14 protein-coding genes are annotated in these 16,510 nt (G+C 56.6%); 5 read left to right on the forward strand and 9 right to left on the reverse strand.

Translation table 11 applies throughout. The annotated features are described in order from the left end of the window. The first annotated feature begins 306 nt into the window (after positions 1-306). The 3 genes from ACN0VM_RS02550 (at position 307) to ACN0VM_RS02560 (ending at position 5,159) form a co-directional block, all read left to right on the forward strand. Positions 307-1,539 carry a threonine synthase gene (locus ACN0VM_RS02550; protein WP_417449269.1) on the forward strand — a complete coding sequence of 411 codons (1,233 nt, stop codon included), beginning with the start codon at positions 307-309 and terminating at the stop codon, positions 1,537-1,539. Between the two features lie 9 nt (positions 1,540-1,548). Continuing rightward, positions 1,549-4,179 (forward strand): M14 family zinc carboxypeptidase, encoded by a 2,631-nt coding sequence (locus ACN0VM_RS02555; protein WP_417449270.1) that lies wholly within the window; start codon positions 1,549-1,551, stop codon positions 4,177-4,179. Between the two features lie 191 nt (positions 4,180-4,370). After that, positions 4,371-5,159, forward strand: coding sequence for a MipA/OmpV family protein (locus ACN0VM_RS02560; RefSeq protein ID WP_417449271.1), 789 nt, complete (start codon positions 4,371-4,373; stop codon positions 5,157-5,159). Between the two features lie 31 nt (positions 5,160-5,190). Here ACN0VM_RS02560 and ACN0VM_RS02565 read toward each other — a convergent pair whose 3' ends face one another. The 7 genes from ACN0VM_RS02565 to cysG all read right to left on the reverse strand — a co-directional run bounded on the left by ACN0VM_RS02565 (position 5,191) and on the right by cysG (position 11,768). After that, positions 5,191-5,958: a hypothetical protein gene (locus ACN0VM_RS02565; RefSeq protein WP_417449272.1), complete on the reverse strand. Its 768-nt coding sequence runs from the start codon at positions 5,956-5,958 to the stop codon at positions 5,191-5,193. Positions 5,959-6,012: 54 nt separating this feature from the next. Beyond that, entirely contained in the window at positions 6,013-6,918 is a 906-nt protein-coding gene (gene gcvA / locus ACN0VM_RS02570; RefSeq protein WP_417449273.1) for a transcriptional regulator GcvA, read from the reverse strand. 119 nt (positions 6,919-7,037) lie between these two features. Then, on the reverse strand, positions 7,038-7,790 hold the full coding sequence (locus ACN0VM_RS02575) for a phosphoadenylyl-sulfate reductase (RefSeq protein WP_417449274.1): 753 nt from the start codon (positions 7,788-7,790) through the stop codon (positions 7,038-7,040). Continuing rightward, the gene (locus ACN0VM_RS02580; protein WP_417449275.1) at positions 7,787-8,320 is read right to left on the reverse strand and encodes a DUF934 domain-containing protein; all 534 of its coding nucleotides are present in this window, start codon (positions 8,318-8,320) and stop codon (positions 7,787-7,789) included. Before ACN0VM_RS02580 ends, ACN0VM_RS02575 begins: the two co-directional genes overlap by 4 nt. Next, positions 8,307-9,962, reverse strand: coding sequence for a nitrite/sulfite reductase (locus ACN0VM_RS02585; RefSeq protein WP_417449276.1), 1,656 nt, complete (start codon positions 9,960-9,962; stop codon positions 8,307-8,309). Before ACN0VM_RS02585 ends, ACN0VM_RS02580 begins: the two co-directional genes overlap by 14 nt. Positions 9,963-10,006: 44 nt before the next feature. Continuing rightward, positions 10,007-10,330, reverse strand: coding sequence for a DUF2849 domain-containing protein (locus ACN0VM_RS02590; RefSeq protein WP_417449277.1), 324 nt, complete (start codon positions 10,328-10,330; stop codon positions 10,007-10,009). A 19-nt stretch (positions 10,331-10,349) separates the two neighbouring features. Next, the gene (cysG, locus tag ACN0VM_RS02595) at positions 10,350-11,768 is read right to left on the reverse strand and encodes a siroheme synthase CysG (protein ID WP_417449278.1); all 1,419 of its coding nucleotides are present in this window, start codon (positions 11,766-11,768) and stop codon (positions 10,350-10,352) included. A gap of 432 nt (positions 11,769-12,200) precedes the next feature. Between cysG and ung the strand changes: the two genes are divergently transcribed. Both ung and ACN0VM_RS02605 read left to right on the forward strand, forming a co-directional pair. Beyond that, positions 12,201-12,926, forward strand: coding sequence for a uracil-DNA glycosylase (gene ung, locus ACN0VM_RS02600; protein ID WP_417449279.1), 726 nt, complete (start codon positions 12,201-12,203; stop codon positions 12,924-12,926). 174 nt (positions 12,927-13,100) lie between these two features. After that, positions 13,101-13,763, forward strand: coding sequence for a Fe2+-dependent dioxygenase (locus tag ACN0VM_RS02605; protein ID WP_417449280.1), 663 nt, complete (start codon positions 13,101-13,103; stop codon positions 13,761-13,763). Between the two features lie 46 nt (positions 13,764-13,809). Here the strand turns inward: ACN0VM_RS02605 and ACN0VM_RS02610 are convergent, their stop codons facing one another. Further along, the gene (locus ACN0VM_RS02610; RefSeq protein WP_417449281.1) at positions 13,810-14,874 is read right to left on the reverse strand and encodes a hypothetical protein; all 1,065 of its coding nucleotides are present in this window, start codon (positions 14,872-14,874) and stop codon (positions 13,810-13,812) included. A gap of 175 nt (positions 14,875-15,049) precedes the next feature. Beyond that, positions 15,050-16,453, reverse strand: coding sequence for a M20/M25/M40 family metallo-hydrolase (locus tag ACN0VM_RS02615; protein ID WP_417449282.1), 1,404 nt, complete (start codon positions 16,451-16,453; stop codon positions 15,050-15,052). Between the last annotated feature and the right edge of the window lie 57 nt (positions 16,454-16,510).

Consider the following 16,510-nt stretch of genomic DNA (forward strand, 5'->3'; position numbering starts at 1 on the left):
GTTAGCGCCGACTTTCCCCCTTTTTTGGGGCGATGGTGGCGTCGTATCTCTCTGGTTGCCCACCGTTAAATAGGGCGCGAACCTTACCGTGGCAAATGGGATGTCATGGAATTGTCATCTTGGCAGTTCGAGGTGTTCGGGTAAGGTGATACATCTCAACGCATTATGCGAGTTTGCGCCCACATAACGCACAAGTGATTTTCTTTTCCATGCCGCGCAAAATTTATTGTTGAGGCTGCGGCGTCAAGCCCTTGTCTCAGTCTGGTTAAGGTTTTAGGCTGCAGGGCCTAATCGTATGGGGGGAAGATGTCAGAATTTTCTACATTTGTGAGCCATCTTGAATGCGGCCTGACAGGCGAGCGTGACTATGCAGCAGGCGAAGTGCATGGCTTGTCCCGTGCTGGACGCCCACTTCTGGTGCGTTACGACCTTGAGGGTATCCGGTCGCGCGTCAGCCGAGAGGATATCTGGGCGCGCGGCGGTGGTTTCTGGAAATGGCGCGAACTGTTGCCGGTCACCAAAACCGACAATGTCATCGCACTGGGCGAAGACGATACGCCGCTCATATCCTGCCCAAACCTTGCACAGGATTTGCGCGTTTCGGGCGAGATTATCATTAAGGATGAAGGTCGCCTGCCAACAGGCAGCTTCAAGGCACGCGGCTTGGCGCTGGCGGTCTCTATGGCAAAGGAATTTGGCATCACCCGCCTTGCAATGCCCACCAACGGCAATGCGGGTGCGGCCATGGCGGCCTACGCCACCCGCGCCGGGATGGAAAGTTATATCTTCTGCCCCGACGACACGCCCGCCGCCAACGTACGCGAAATTGCCCTTCAGGGTGGTAAGGTCTGGCGGGTGAACGGGCTGATCAATGACTGCGGCAAGATCGTGGGCGAGGGCAAGGACGCCATGGGCTGGTTTGACCTGTCCACCCTCAAGGAGCCGTACCGCATTGAAGGCAAAAAAACTATGGGGCTGGAGTTGGCGGCCCAGCTTGGCTGGGACGTGCCGGATGTAATTTTTTACCCCACGGGCGGTGGCACTGGTCTGATCGGCATGTGGAAGGCATTTAATGAGCTGGAGGCGCTCGGCTGGATAGGTTCGAAGCGACCGCGTATGGTGGCGGTGCAGGCCACGGGCTGCGCGCCTATTGTAAAAGCCTATGACGAGGGCACACGCCATGCCGAGCTCTGGCAAGGCGCGCATACATTTGCGAGCGGCATTCGGGTGCCGGTTGCAGTTGGGGATTTCCTCATCCTTGATGCGGTGCGTGACAGTGGTGGATTTGCCATTGCCGTTGATGATGACAAAATTGAACAGGCCCGGTGTGAGGTTGGCGCGCGGGAAGGTGTGCTGATTTGCCCGGAAGGTGCCGCAACTTACGCAGCCTATAAAGAAGCGCTGAAGGACGGCCGTGTGGGAGCGGGCGACCGGGTAGTGCTGTTCAACTGTGGAAACGGGCTCAAATATGACATGCCGGAGACGGTGAAAAGCCTGAACTGCACAGCACCGATCAATTACAAAGATTTAAAAAAATAGGGGATTTTAATGCGAGAGGGATTGTTAAAACGCGGCATGCTGAAATGGGCGGTAGGTCTGATGGCGGGGGCAGGCTTTGTCTTCACCGCTGCCGAGGCCGAACCGCTTGATTATTTTCTCGTGCCGGGGGTGGACTATAATCAGGCCATCGTGAAGCCGGCTGAGGTATTTGGCCATGACATCGGCGACCAGCCGGTGCGTCATGACCTGATGGTTTCCTATATGCGCGAAGTGGTGGAACAAAGCCCGCGCATGACGGTTGAGACCATTGGGTATACGCATGAGCGTCGCCCGATCCTGTTCATTACTGTTTCAAGTGCAGAAAACCTCGCGCGTATTGATGAGATCCGCGAAAATCACGTGAAGCGCTCGAACCCCGATACGGCGGAAGAGGCGTCTGATGACTTGCCGGTTATCACATGGCTGAATTATGGTGTGCATGGCGCGGAATCGAGCGGCATGGATGCCGCCATCCCCACGCTCTATCACCTTGCATCCGCGCAAGGGGCGGAGATTGAGGACACGCTGAAAAACAGTGTGATCCTGATCACTGCCGTCTTCAACCCGGATGGGCATGCCCGGCGTGCGGCGTGGGTCACGCAGTATGGCTCAGAGGTTCGCGCGTTGGACCCTGCACATGAGGTGCACAATCAGGTGTGGCCGGGTGGGCGTACCAACCACTATTGGTTTGACCTTAACCGTCAGTGGCTGTTGCAGACGCAGCCGGAAAGCCAGGCGTGGCTTAGCCAGTGGCACAAGTGGAAGCCTGAGGTATCCGGGGACTTTCACGAGATGGGCGGCAACAGCACTTATTATTTCCACCCCGGTGTGCCGACACGTAAGCACCCGCTTATCCCGGCGAAGGGTCGCGAGCTTCTGGTTGAGATCGCGGATTATCACCGCGCCGCGCTCGACAAAGCCGGAACGCTCTATTTCTCCGAAGAGGGGTTTGACAACTATTATGTCGGCAAGGGCTCCACGTACCCGCAGATCAATGGATCCCTCGGCATTCTTTACGAGGCCGGTGCGCAGATGGGCATCGCGCGGGAAAGCGACCAGGGCATCAAAACCTATGCCGACAATGTGCTGAAGCACTTCCGCACCAGCCTTTCCACCATCAAGGGCGCGGTGGATATGCGGACAAAACTGCATGCCTATCAGCGTGATTTTTACCGCAGGGTAGCGGGTCTGGTGAAAGACGACAAGGTCACCGGTTATGTCTTCAGCGCACCTGAGGACCCGACACGGGAGAACATGTTCCTGCAGTTCCTTGCGCGGCACCAGGTGGTGGCGCACAAGCTGGAGGGTGACGTGAAAGCCGGCGAACGGACCTTTGGCAAGGGCGCGTATATTGTGCCGATGAACCAGCCGCAGTACCGCATGGCCAAGGCGGTGTTTGGCCGCATCACCGAATTTCCGGACAAGGTGTTCTACGATGTATCGGGCTGGACGCTTCCGGCGGCTTACGGCCTTGATTACGCATCCGTAACGTCTGGCCTGAGGGGTAAGCTTGGCGCGGTGGCAGATGGTAGCGCGGTTGCGGCCATGAAGGCTGTCGACAGGGCGCCTTATGCCTATGTTTTCCGCTGGTCGGACTATTATGCACCGCGTGCCGTCGGACGTTTGCTTGAGGCGGGTGTGATGGCGCGTATCACCAAGGAACCCACCAATGTGCAGACCACACGCGGTGTGGTGAGCTTTGACCGCGGCGCGGTGATTGTCGCCAATGACCTGCAAACCGTGCGGGGCGCCAATATCTACGCCATGATGCAGCAAATTGCTGAAGAAGACGGCATTGAAGTGCATGCGGCAACGTCTGGCCATACCCTGAATGCAGGGGCGGACCTTGGGGGCCGCAACTCGGTTGCTGACCTCAAGCCGGTCAAGCCGCTTCTGGTGGTCGGCGGCCGGGTGTCGTCTTATGACGCTGGCGAGGTTTGGCATGTGCTGGATCACCGCATGCAGATGCCGGTGACGCTTGTGCGTCAGGACCGGCTGTCGCGTATTGACCTGAACCGGTACACCCATGTCATTCTGGTGGGGGGGCGCTCGGGCTTCCCGAAAGAACAGGTGGGTAACCTCAAGGCATGGGTGAAGGCTGGTGGTACTGTCGTCGCCAGCCGTCAGGGTGCCGAATGGGCCGCGAAGAACCTGACTGCGGCCGAAAAGGACAGGAAAAAAGACGACAAGCCTGAGAAGAAGGTGGAACGCCTGTCCTATGCGCAGAAAGGCCAGAAAGACGCAGAAGACGTGATCGGCGGCGCGGTGTTTGAAAGCGATCTTGATATCACTCACCCGCTTGGTTTTGGCCTTGTCCGCCGTAAGGTGGCGACTAATAAAAACTCCACTTTCACGCTTCCAGTGCCGAAGGACCCTTACGCACAGGTTGCGGTGTATACAGATAGCCCGCTTGTCAGTGGCTATTCGTCCGACCGCCGCCTTGGTGAGATCAAGGGCTCACCCATGATGACGGCTGAGCGTGTTGGTGACGGTGCGGTCATCCTGTTTGCTGATGACCCCAACTTCCGCGCAACCTATCTGGGCTCGGAACGTTTGTTCCTGAATGCGCTGTTCCTCTCGAAGGCGTTTGACAAGTCTTACGCCGATAATGAGGCGGAAGAACAGGCGACCGAAGAGTAAACGATAAGGCGATAGTATCGGGCCGTCGGCTTGGCCCGATACTATCGCTGTGTATTGACGGTGTTTTTAAGGGCGAAAACCATGCGGGGCCAGAAATTATCTCTTGCGTTTGAACCATCTTCCCCTTTTCCACGTAATAAATGCAGGTTCAAATCTCGTCAGCCTTTCGATTGCTGACACAAGGGGCAAAAATGAAAAATACCGCGATGAATTTGTGTGGGGCGCTCGTTGTGTCCTCTTTCATGGCGCTGGGTAGTACGGTGCTGACCTCTGCTGCCACCGCGCAGGATGGGCCGCCAAAATGGACGGTCGGCGGTCTCACGCTGGTGAACGAAAGCCCGCTTGGTGCTGAAGGAACCAGTTTCAATGCCTTTCCATACATCAGTTACCGTGGGGACCGGTTTTACCTGCAAGGGCTGGAGGCTGGCTACCGTCTGCTGCCGCCACCTGAAAATCAGGATGATCTGCATCTTTCGTTGAATGTCATTGTGGCAGCGCGCACCCTCGCGGGGTCAAGTCGCGATAAAATAACGGCGGATGCCGGCATCAAAGCCGGGCTGCATGGCAGCTTTGGCTCAGTTACGGCTACGGTGCTGCAGGATATCACGGACACCCATAATGGGCAGGAAGTGTCGCTTGGCTATAATTATAGCTTCCGGTCGGACAAGCTTGTCATAACGCCAGGTATCAGTGTGAAATGGCAAAGTCGCAAGCTGGCGAACCATATGTGGGGCGTCACGGCGCGGCAGCGCGAGAAGATGATCGAAGACGGCAAGGATGCGATATTGCCGGTCTATCAGTTGAGCGATGATGTTATTAACTATTCGGCTGAGTTGATGGCTTTGTACCGCATTGATGACCGCTGGTCGGTGATTGGCTTTGCCAACAGCACATATCTTGATTCAAAGGTCCGTGAGAACCCGGGTATTACCAAAAAGTATGATCTGACCATAGGCTTGGGGGTCGGCTACAGTTTTTGAGAATCGCCACAATATATATTGCAGGCGCTTGCTAATCGGCGAGCTTCGCGGGCTGGATACCGGGGATTTGCAGGTCAGCAGCGCTGTGGTGGGTGATGATCATCTCTCGCAGGGCTGAATTCAACTGCTCCACCTTGTCTTTATGCTTTGGGTGCAGCAGATGGTAAAAGGACACAGTTGTCCACAAGGCGCTATTCATATTGTTGGTTTTATCCTGCCACGCGGCGGTCAAGGCGGCTTTGTGTACCCCGCTGGTTGCAAAAACATCGATACGACCCCGGTCAAGCATGTTCCATGTATGGGTGGTGCTGGGAACCGCCATTGTCCTTGCGCCCATCTGCGGCAAATGTGTTTCCAGCCAGCGAAAACCAGCCTGGTGGCCGACGGTAAGGCCTTTGAGGTCTTCCGGTTTGCCAGAAAAGCTGTTCCGTTTCAGCCATATCAAATGGGCTTCAAGGCCAAAAACAGGTTGTGGCAGGGCCGTCAGTCGGTCGGAGAACTGCGTGGCATAATCGCTGGGCCTGAACCAGTCTCCGTCCAACTCACCGCGTACCAGAAGCTGTTCAATCCGTTTTGGGGCCATGGCAATGGACGTGGTGCAAAGCCCGGCGTGTTCGTATAGCGCGGTGAAAAACGCTTCGAATTTTGCATAACTCGGTCCGAGGCTTTCATCCGCACCCAGCTTCAGGCAAGGGGCGTGACGCGTTGCCTCGTTCGCATCTCTGTACGTCGTCCCGTGCGCATGTGCGGTTACAGGGACAACGCACAACAAAGCACCAAGAAAGGCGTGTCTCAGCACGGTCTTCCTCCACCCCCTGACAGGCCCCCCAATGTGCCTGTGACATCGCTGGCTTTACACTTTGCCCGTTTCAGTGCGCAGCCATTCTATGAATTCCTGTACACGTTCATTTTTAAGTTTGTCCTGCGGGCAAACTATATAATGCGCAAAGTTGATCGGCACTGCCTCGCCAAACGGCTTTATCAGCCTGCCTGCTTTCAGGTCTTCCTCCGCGATGGCGGAGCGGGCCAGTGCGACACCGCGCCCTGCAACAGCAGCCTCAATAGCCAACGCGTGGTTGTTGAAGTGCATGGCGGGCATGCCGTCCGGCATTTCAACCCCGGCTGCCTTCAGCCACATGGCCCATGTGGGTACACTGTCATCTTCGACCGTACTGTCATCATGGATCAGCGTGTGCTTCAGAACCGCGCAGGCGCTGTCTGTCAGGTTGTCTTCATTGATGATGCCGGGCGCACACACCGGGAATACGGTTTCTCGCAGGATCTCTTCCTCATACATGCCGTTATAGCCGCCCAGGCCATAGCGAATGGCAATATCCACATCTTCCGCCTTGAAGTCTGTGAGGTGCATGGTCGCGGAGATTTTGACGATGGCATCAGGGCGACGCTCGTAAAAGGAAGCCAGACGGGGCACCAGCCATTTGCTGGCAAACGACGGCGATACGCTGACCTTGAGAACATTTGATGTTTTTGACTCGGTCAGGATATCGACAGCCTCTTCCATCCTCTCAAACGCTTCCTTGAGCGGTGCGAGCGAAAGCTGCGCGGCCTCCGTCAGTACCAGCGATCGGTTGGTGCGACGGAAAAGCTCAATACCGAGGAATTCCTCGAGCGAACGAATTTGCTGGCTGATGGCAGCGGGCGTTACCGACAGGTCATCGGCAGCCAGTTTGAAGCTCATGTGACGTGCCGCAGCGTCAAAGGCGCGCAGGGCATTCAATGGCAACAGGGAGCGTTTCATAAACTATCCTGCGTTAGAAAGTCTTATCGGGCTGATCATAGGCATTTGTTCGCCTATAGCCAAGAAAATCTTACATGAGAAATCTACAAGGAGCCTTTGTGGACCCTTGTCTTGATGGCTTATTTTTTGGTCATAACGCGACGGTTTTCGCTTAGGCTGAGGTGGATGCCACATTCAGCTTTGGCTTGGCCGCGCCAGCGGCCGGCCCGCTCGTTCTCACCTTCCTCAACCCGGTCGGTACACGGCATGCATCCGATGGAAGCAAAGCCTTCTGCCACAAGCGGGTGGTCAGGCAGGCCTGCGCGCTTTTTATAGTCAAGCACGTCATCTTTGGTCCAGAAAGCCATGGGGTTTACCTTTACCCGGCCATCCGAGGCTTCAAAGTGAGGAAGAAGGCTGCGCACACCACCCTGATAACGTTTGCGACCGGAGGCCCAGCCCTCAAAGCCTTCCAGCACCCGCGACATAGGAGCCACCTTCCGGATAAAGCAGCACTTATTGGTGTTTTGCGTCCACAAGTTTCCCTTGGGGTCTTGGGTTTGCAGATCATTCTGGTCCGGTGAGATGGACCGCACATCAGTGAGGCCCAGCAATTCTGTTAGCTGGTCACGATAGCGTTTTGTCTCGCCAAAAAGTTTTCCTGTGTCGAGAAACAACACCGGGATGTCTCTGGACACCTGGCTTGCCATATGAAGCAGCACGGCAGAGTCCGACCCGAACGACGACACCAGCGCAAAGCGGCGGCCGAAATATTTGAGCGCACCGTCGATAACTGCCTCAGGCGCACTTTCACCGTAACGTGCGTCGAGATAGTCCACAGCATGGAGCGGATCAAAATAATCGGCAGTCTTCAGGGCGGGCATTGCGGTCATGATGCTTTACGTTCCCCATCTGCGTCTTTGTCCGAACTGTCGGTTTTACTGTGCCGCAGGTGTGCAACGGACAACTGGCCGACAAAGTCGGTCTGGTAAAAGGCGCCGAAGCGCTCCAGCGCTACTTTAAAGGCCGCTTCGCGGTCGTCCGCGACGTCGATGGTGTCAAATCCCGCCCGCTTGAGGAACAAAGCCTGATCGGGGATGACCGGGCCGGTCGCGCGGATTTCACCCTTGAAACCAAGGTCCTTGCGCAGGCGTACCGCCAGCGAGAAACCGCGACCGTCGCCAAAAGCGGGGAAGTCGATCACGACAAAGGCCAGCTTGTTCGCCAGCGGCGCGAGGTCAGTGTAGGCTGCGTCCGTGGGTACAATTGCCCCAACGCTGCCCACAGCCTTGAAAAAGGTTTCATCCTCGTCCGCCAAACGCGCGAGCGGTACGGCGACGGCCGCCCCTTCCCTTGGGGCGCTGTCTGTGTCGATCACGTCCCATGTGCCGGGTGTGACGCCTGTAAGATTAACGAGCGCCATAAACCGCCTCCTTGAATACTGCGGGGCCGAGGCGGCGGTAGGCGGCAAGAAATTCTTCACCATCTTCCCGTTCGCCAAGGTAAACCGCGACAACTTTTTCTACGGCGTCAATGATGCCGTGTTCGTCAAAACCTGGGCCGAGGATGGCGGCCTTGGACGCGTCTTCCGCGCCGGAGCCGCCCAGCAGCAGCTGGTAGTTTTCTTCGCCCTTGCGGTCGACGCCGAGGATGCCGATATGGCCCGCGTGGTGGTGACCGCACGAGTTGATACAGCCGGAGATTTTTATCTTCAGCGGTCCGATATCCTGCAGGCGCTTGATGTCGTCAAAGCGTTCCGTGATTGCCTGCGCGAGCGGGATCGAGCGCGCGTTGGCGAGCGAGCAATAATCAAGTCCCGGACAGGCGATGATATCGGTCAGAAGCCCGACGTTGGCAGTGCCAAGGCCCGCTTCGTCAAGGTCGGCCCAAATGGCGGGCAGGTCTTTTTTCGCCACATGTGGCAGAATGAGGTTCTGCTCATGGCTGACCCGAATTTCAGACTGGCTGTATTCGTCCGCCAGTGCGGCCACAAGGTCCATCTGCTCCGCCGTCGCATCACCGGGAATGCCGCCGTGAGGTTTGAGGCTGATGGTCAGGTTCACATGGCCCGGCACCTTGTGCGGATTGGTGTTGTTTTTGACCCAGGCTTTAAAAAGGAAGTTCTTTTTTTCCAGCTCGTCAACGGCGGGCACATCGTCTGGCAGCACAGGCAGTGGCGGCGCACAGAAAAAGCTTTTGATGCGCGCGGCTTCTTCTGCAGGCACATCCAGCGGCTGGTCCTTGATGCGGGCCCATTCTTCATTGGTTTGGCGGGCGTATTCCTCAGCGCCCAGATCTTCCGCCAAAATCTTGATGCGCGCCTTGTATTTATTGTCGCGCCGTCCTTGCTCGTTATAGACGCGCAGGATGGCCTCAAGGTAACTGAGCAGGTCGCGTTCGTGCACAAACTCGTTGATGGTTTTACCGATCACAGGCGTGCGGCCCATGCCGCCGCCGACCAGGACTTCAAAGCCGATCTCGCCCGCATCGTTTTTCTTCAAAATAAGGCCGATATCGTGCCACTTCACCGCAGCGCGGTCGAGCGCGGCACCGGTGATGGCGATCTTGAATTTACGCGGCAGGAAGGAGAACTCCGGATGGAAGGTCGACCACTGACGGATCAGCTCCGCATAAGGGCGTGGGTCGGCTACTTCGTCCGCAGTCGCCCCGGCAAACTGGTCCGTCGTCGTATTGCGGATGCAGTTGCCGGAGGTCTGGATGGCATGCATCTCAACGTCTGCAAGTTCCTGCAATATGTCCGGTGTTTCACTCAGTTTCGGCCAGTTATACTGGATGTTCTGCCGTGTGGTGAAATGGCCGTAGCCCTTGTCATACTTGCGCGCAATATGTGCAAGGCGGCGCATCTGGTTTGCCGACAGGGTGCCATACGGGATGGCCACCCGCAGCATATAGGCATGCAATTGCAGATAAAGGCCGTTCATCAGACGAAGCGGGCGGAATTCCTCTTCCGTCAGTTCGCCTTTCACGCGGCGTTCCACCTGATCGCGGAATTCCGCAACACGGGCGTTGGTGATCGCGTGATCATATTTGTCGTAAGCGTACATGGTCTGGATACCTTTTGGGTCTGGATGCCTTCTGGTCGTGTCTCTTATCGTTCCCAGTTCGGGGAAACCTGATAGCCGAGGTCAGTGCGCACGCTGGGGCCTGTGGCCTGCATGGCGAATTTCATGTGGGCCGGGAACGGTTTGCCATCGCGGGTTGTGGCTTGGATCACCTCAATACTCAGCACCTCGTTGGCATGTGCCGATTTCTGCGCCAATGTTTCAAGGGCTGCGACACCGGCTTCGTCTTCAGCGGTGCCCGCGTCACCGGCGACTGTGGACCAACTGCCATCCGTGCGCATGAACACCACGCGACCATCAAGCAGGCGGTTGGCGACAATCATCTGTGGCCCGGTAATTTTTTTAGCCATATCTCGGTACTCCTTAAACTCAGGCTGTCGCGCGCTGGCGCTCAGCTTCAAATTCTGTCTGCGCCAGCTCACGCGCGTTATTGACCACGTCACCGATGAGGAGAAGCGCGGGGCTTTTCACCGCGTTGCGCTGTACCAGCTCTTCAAGGCCGGCAAGTGTGCCGTAGAAGCGGCGTTCGTTGGCGCGGGTGCCGTTTTCAACCACTGCCACCGGCGTGGAAGGCTTCACGCCCTCGCCGGTGAGGCCTGCGGAGATCTTGCCCGCGCCGCGCACGCCCATGTAAACCGCCAGCGTCTGACCGTCTCCCGCAAGGCGCGCCCAGTCCTTGTAGGCCCCGTCCCTGAGGTGGCCGGTGACAAGCGTGATAGAGCTTGAATATTCACGGTCTGTCAGCGGGATCTGGGTGGTGGCAGCGATGCCTTGAAAGGCACTGATGCCGGGCACCACCTCCACATGAATGTCATGCTGCCTGAGCGCTGCAAGTTCTTCCCCTGCACGGGCGAACAGCAGCGGGTCACCGCCCTTGAGCCGTACCACGCGGCGACCCTTCAGCGCCTCATCCACGATCAGCTTGTTGATGCCATCCTGGCCGATGCCGTGGTCGCCTTCCCGCTTGCCGACAAACACTAGTTCCGCGTCGCGGCGCGCCAGCGCCAGCACATCACGGCTCACCAGCCGGTCATAAACAATCAGGTCGGCCTGTTGCAGTGCGCGGTGCGCCTTGATGGTCAGGAGGTCCGGATCGCCGGGGCCAGCGCCCACAAGCTGGACCTGCCCGCTTGTGGCACCCACGCGGTGATTGCGCGCGGCATCCACAATCAGGCGCTCAACCTCATCTTGGCCAAGGTCGGCGTAAGAACCGGCGTTATCATAAAGTCTATCCCAAAAAAGCCTGCGACGGGTCCCGTCTGGAATAAGGGTTTTGACGCGAGACCGGACGGACCCCGCCGCAGAGGCAAGCACGCCAAGAGAAGGGGGCAGAAGTCTCTCAAGGCTGCTACGAAGGCGGCGTACAAAAACCGGTGCCATGCCGCCCGAGGAAAAGGCTACTTGCAGGGGCCCGCGCGCAAACTGTGCAGGCGTCGTGAAATTTGATTTTGCTGGTTTGTCGACAACGTTGACCGGCAGTCTGCGAGCGTTCGCAAGGCGCAGTACCCGTTCTTCCGCTAGGTCATCTTCAAGCGCGATGTAAACAAGGGTCTTACCGGTGAGGTCATCTTCGGTGAAGGCGCGGTCATGCACCACGATATTCTTGGCGCCGGTGTCTTCCGGTAGCAGGCCGGCGTCCCTGAGCGCGGCCTGCGCGCCGCTACCCGTGACGCTGATGCGTGCGCCTGTTGGCATGAACAGCCCAACCTTTGCCATCGCGGCTGCCGTGGCACCGACGATCAGGATGTGGTGTTTTTCAGCGGTCAGGAAAACCGGAATGCTGCTCATGATATTTAACTCCTCGCGGGGTCTTGGCCCTCGTGCCTCAGGACCGCGTCCTCATACAGGCAAATGAAACTGTTCGATGCTTCCTGAGATAAGGCGCGGTGACGAGAGGAACAAACGAGAAGAATTGAATCCCTGTAGTAGAAAATTTTACCCTATATAAAATATATAACAGCAAATTAAGGAATAATAATCTAATTAATAGAGAAAATAGGCACGCTATTCTCATGATATAGGGTGTCGTAGAACTGGCTGTATGTGTTTCCGCTGGTGTTGAAACATCTGCCCTGAAACGTATCGCCGGTTAGCTGGGCTTATCTGGCGGTGTGGTGCGGGAACGCCATTATCACAATTGCGTGGCACGCCGGGATAAAGTGGTTTTCGCGCCACAGTTTGCCGTGTAAACAGGCGGGAGCAAGCTTTGGGAAGACGATTATGGCAGATGTAATGAACGGCGTAGCACTGGGTGATAGCTGGTACAAGGTGCTCGCAGACGAGTTTGACGCCGACTATATGCAAAAGCTGGCTGCCTTCCTTGAAGAAGAAACAAAATCGGGAAAGCGTATTTTCCCGCCCCGTGGAAATTTTTTCCACGCCTTGAATCTTACGCCGCTGGAAGAGGTGAAGGTTGTTATCATCGGGCAGGACCCTTACCACGATGACGGGCAGGCGCATGGCCTGAGTTTCTCTGTCCAGCCCGGGGTGGATGTGCCGCGGTCGCTCCGGAACATATACAAGGAACTGGAAGATGATCTTGGTGTCACGCACCCGGGTCACGGTTTCTTGGAAGGTTGGGCCAAACAGGGCGTGCTGATGCTGAATGCGGTGTTGAGCGTGGAGGCACACAAGGCAGGGTCGCATCAGAAAAAGGGCTGGGAGACGTTCACCGACCGCATCATTGACGAACTGAACCGTCATCATGACGGGCTTGTTTTCATCCTGTGGGGCAGTCACGCACAGAAAAAAGGCGCCGGCATTGACCGTGACCGCCATCTGGTGCTTGAAGGCCCGCACCCGTCGCCCCTCTCCGCCTATCGTGGCTTTTTTGGTTCAAAGCCGTTTTCAACGGCCAATGAGTATCTGGAAAGTCAGGGCAAAGCGCCCATCAACTGGCAACTGGAACCGGTGAAGGCGCCGGGCAATCAGCCTAGTCTGATATAAAGAAAACGGAAAACCAGTCCTTGATTAGTTTTGCCTGCTGCTGCGGTTACCTCATCTGAAATAAATACATTTGAGCATAGCGGGCAAATCATCTGGCTCCCCTTGCTGTCAACCGCGCCGTTGTGCTAGGCAAAATGCACATCAAAGATTATGGATCATAAGAGAGGGGAACCTATGTTCCATGTAATCCCAAACCTTCTGGACACACGCGAAATCGCGCGATTACGGGAACTGGCAGCACGCATGCCATTTGAGGATGGCCGTCACAGCAACCCAGGGTTTTCCAAGAAAAAAAACCTGCAGCCCAAGCATAGCGACCCGGGTTACAAGGAGGCCTCCCTGATTGTGCAGCAGGGATTGTCGCGCAACGAATATTTCCGTGATTTTACATACCCCAAAACCATGGCCCCACCGATGCTCAGCAAATATGAGGCCGGGATGGAATACGGCGAACATGTCGATAATGCTATTATCCCTTATAGTCCACCGCTGCGGATTGACGTGAGCTGTACGGTTTTTGTCTCTGAACCGGAAAGTTATGAAGGCGGTGAGCTCGTCGTGCGTATGGCGGACAAAGAACTGAAGATCAAGGAAAAGGCGGGCGCCGCAGTTTTATATCCCTCCAACATGTTCCACCATGTGGCGCCGGTGACAAAGGGGACGCGCCTTGTGGCCATCACCTTTATTGAAAGCATGGTGCGCGATACGCAGAAGCGGGAAATTCTGGTGGAATTGACAGAGTTTTTGCATGCCAATGCGGCCAAGGTCGGAGAAGATGAACACGTGCGCCTGGAGTATATCAGGCAGAACCTTACCCGCATGTGGTATGCTGACTGATCTCACCCGGCCCATATGAGTAAAACGGGCGGGTTTACCTCGTCGCTTACTTTGCGTAGCCGAAATTGATAAGAGCGTCTTTTGCAGCGCCATGTGTTTTTGCAAAAGTTGTGAGGAAGCTGAGGCCTTTGTTGATCTCTCCACCATTTTTTGTGCGGGATTGCTGCAGGCGATCGCGGCGCTCCTGTGCGGAAAAACCATACTCGGTGGCTTTGGAATAGCGGCTGGAAACAGGGTTTGCCAGTATTCTTTCCAGCATATCATCTGTGATCGGGCGGCCAAAATGCTGTGCTACTGCAGCAAGTTTCGCGGGGCGATCCTTCAGATAGGAATCGAAATCAACACGCAGGATTCGTCCCATTGCCGCCTTGGCGGCCTGCTCCATGTTGACCATTTCAGCAAGGTAGCAGGCAGCTGCCAGTTCGCCGGATGACAAGCTGTGCAGTGCAGGCAGGTCTGCCCCGGTTATTCTATGCAATGAGCATAACCGCTGCTTTGCAGCGCCGAGGAGATCGAGCACGTAGCTTTCTGCCCCCAGTACTGTGGCAAGATATATTTCTGGCGCCATGGCGAGCATGACGGCGCGGTCGTTTTGGAAACGTTGCAGCCAGTCTTCCGCCAGCAGGCTGCAAAAGCTGGTGGCTTTCACGATGGCCAATTGATCCAGGCCGGGTGTGCGCGCCCAAAGGCCATGAAACATGTCCATGTCCTGTTGCAAAGTATCGGCAGAGCGGGGCGACCAGTAGGTGTCGCGTTCCGGCCACATGCCGGCCAGATCGCGTAGGGGCAGGGGTTCCCTCACGGAGAAAAACTGCTCGCTCGCGAGGCCCAGCATTCGGGAGATCAGGGTAGAGCCGCAGTGGCCGATATGAAAGATCAGGCCGAGCGGGCGGGCCGGGGCGTTTGCTACCTGTTCGCGGAGTTCGGAAATCGGCGCCCAGTGATGCTGAGGGGTGCCTGCCGCAAAGGCCCTTTGATCAAGAAAAGCAGCCTGAGTATAAAAGTCGGTGCTTACCTGTATTAACTGAACCCGGTCAGCCCACCAGTTGACCACAAACGGGTATAGGTACGGGCTTGCCATCAGGTTGTCCGGTTTGGAAGTGGTGCGCATCTAACCCCCGCTGCATCGTTCTTTTGTGCCAACGCAATCCTTTGTCAGGATTTGCCGTCGGCATCCTATGGCAAGCCTTAAACGCTTGCAATGCCGTGAGACAGGAATGCTGAGAGATAGGCAGATACGGCAAACAGGGCGGAGAAATACTCCACCCTGCCGGATGGCTGCTGGATCAGTCGTCAGAAATATCTTTCACGACCATGTACCAATGCTCCAGGTCGCCGTAGAAGCTTGAAAGCGGCAAGCGTTCATTGAGGCCATGGGCGAACATGTCGGAACCCTTGAGGAAAATGCCCGAAATGCCGTAGCTGTCCATGCCTGCGGAGCGGAAGTGCATGCCGTCAGTACCGCCGGATTCCATATAGGGGATGATCTTGGCGTCCGGGAAACGGGCGTGCACGGCGCGGTCTACCACACCCATCACTTCATCACGCAGTGGGGAAGCCGCAGTTTCGACCGCGTCCTTGAGCGGTTTCCACGTGATGGCGTCATTACCGACCACTGACTTAAGCTGGTTAATAGTTGCTTCCGTACCGACACCGGGGAAGATACGGCAGTTGATAGTCGCGGTGGCGGATTGTGGCAGGGCGTTTTCCGCGTGGCCAGCGTCCAGCATGGTGGCTACACAGGTTGTGCCGGTGGTGCCGACATATTCAGGGCGGGACCGCAAGGTTTTCACCGCCCATTCGTCTTGCGGGTTTTCCGCAAATGTGGCCATGGCTTTTTTAAGGTCACCATCTACAAGCGCGGATGTCTCACGGAAGAAGGCGCGGGTTAGCTCGTTGGCGCGTGCGGGAAATTTGTACGCCTGAATTTTGCTGATGGCTGCTGCGAGATCATAAATCGCGTTGTCTTCGCGTGGGCGCGAGCTGTGACCGCCGGGGTTGGTGGCTGTCATCTCGAACGAGATATAGGTTTTCTCTGCTGCCTGCACGTTATAGCTGATGACCGATCCGTCTGCCGCCAGCGCGCCGCCGCCCGCGTCTGCGATCAGCACAAATTCGGCGTCTGTCAGGTTGCGGTAATCACGCGCGAGGGCTTGGGTGGTGACCATGCCGGTTTCCTCATCGCCGGAAAAAGCGATAATCAGGTCGCGTTTGGGTACATAGCCTTCAGCCTTGAGGCGCAGGAAGGTGGTCGTGAGGGATGTCATGCCCATTTTGTTGTCAAGCACACCGCGACCAAAGAGGTAGCCATCTTCCACGATCAGGGTGAAGGGATCGCGCACCCAGTCTTCAGGGCGAGCATCAACCACATCCATATGAGCGGAAAGTGTCACCGGTTTTTTGCCCGATGAACCGTCCCCGCGGTAGCGTACAACAAGCGCGGCTGTCTCGCCCATGGGCAGCAGGTGAATATCTTCTTCCGCGAAGCCGCCTTTCCTGAATTCTTCCGCGAGGAAGGCTGCCAGCTTGGGCACATTGCCGTGGCCTTCAGCAGTGCGCATGGATACTGCCGTGCGCAGGATCTCCATGGCCTTGTCGGAATATGGCACTTTTTCATCAGCGAGCGCGGCGAAGCTCGCGGGCAGAGCCAGACTTGCAGCAAGCGCAAGCGCGGAAAGGGATTTTAACATGGGCGTGTTTCCTCGAATGTTTTTATATGAAAAAGACGGTAGCGCGGGTGAGGTAGT

This window comes from Kordiimonas sp. (assembly GCF_048260245.1).
Taxonomy (GTDB): domain Bacteria; phylum Pseudomonadota; class Alphaproteobacteria; order Sphingomonadales; family Kordiimonadaceae; genus Kordiimonas.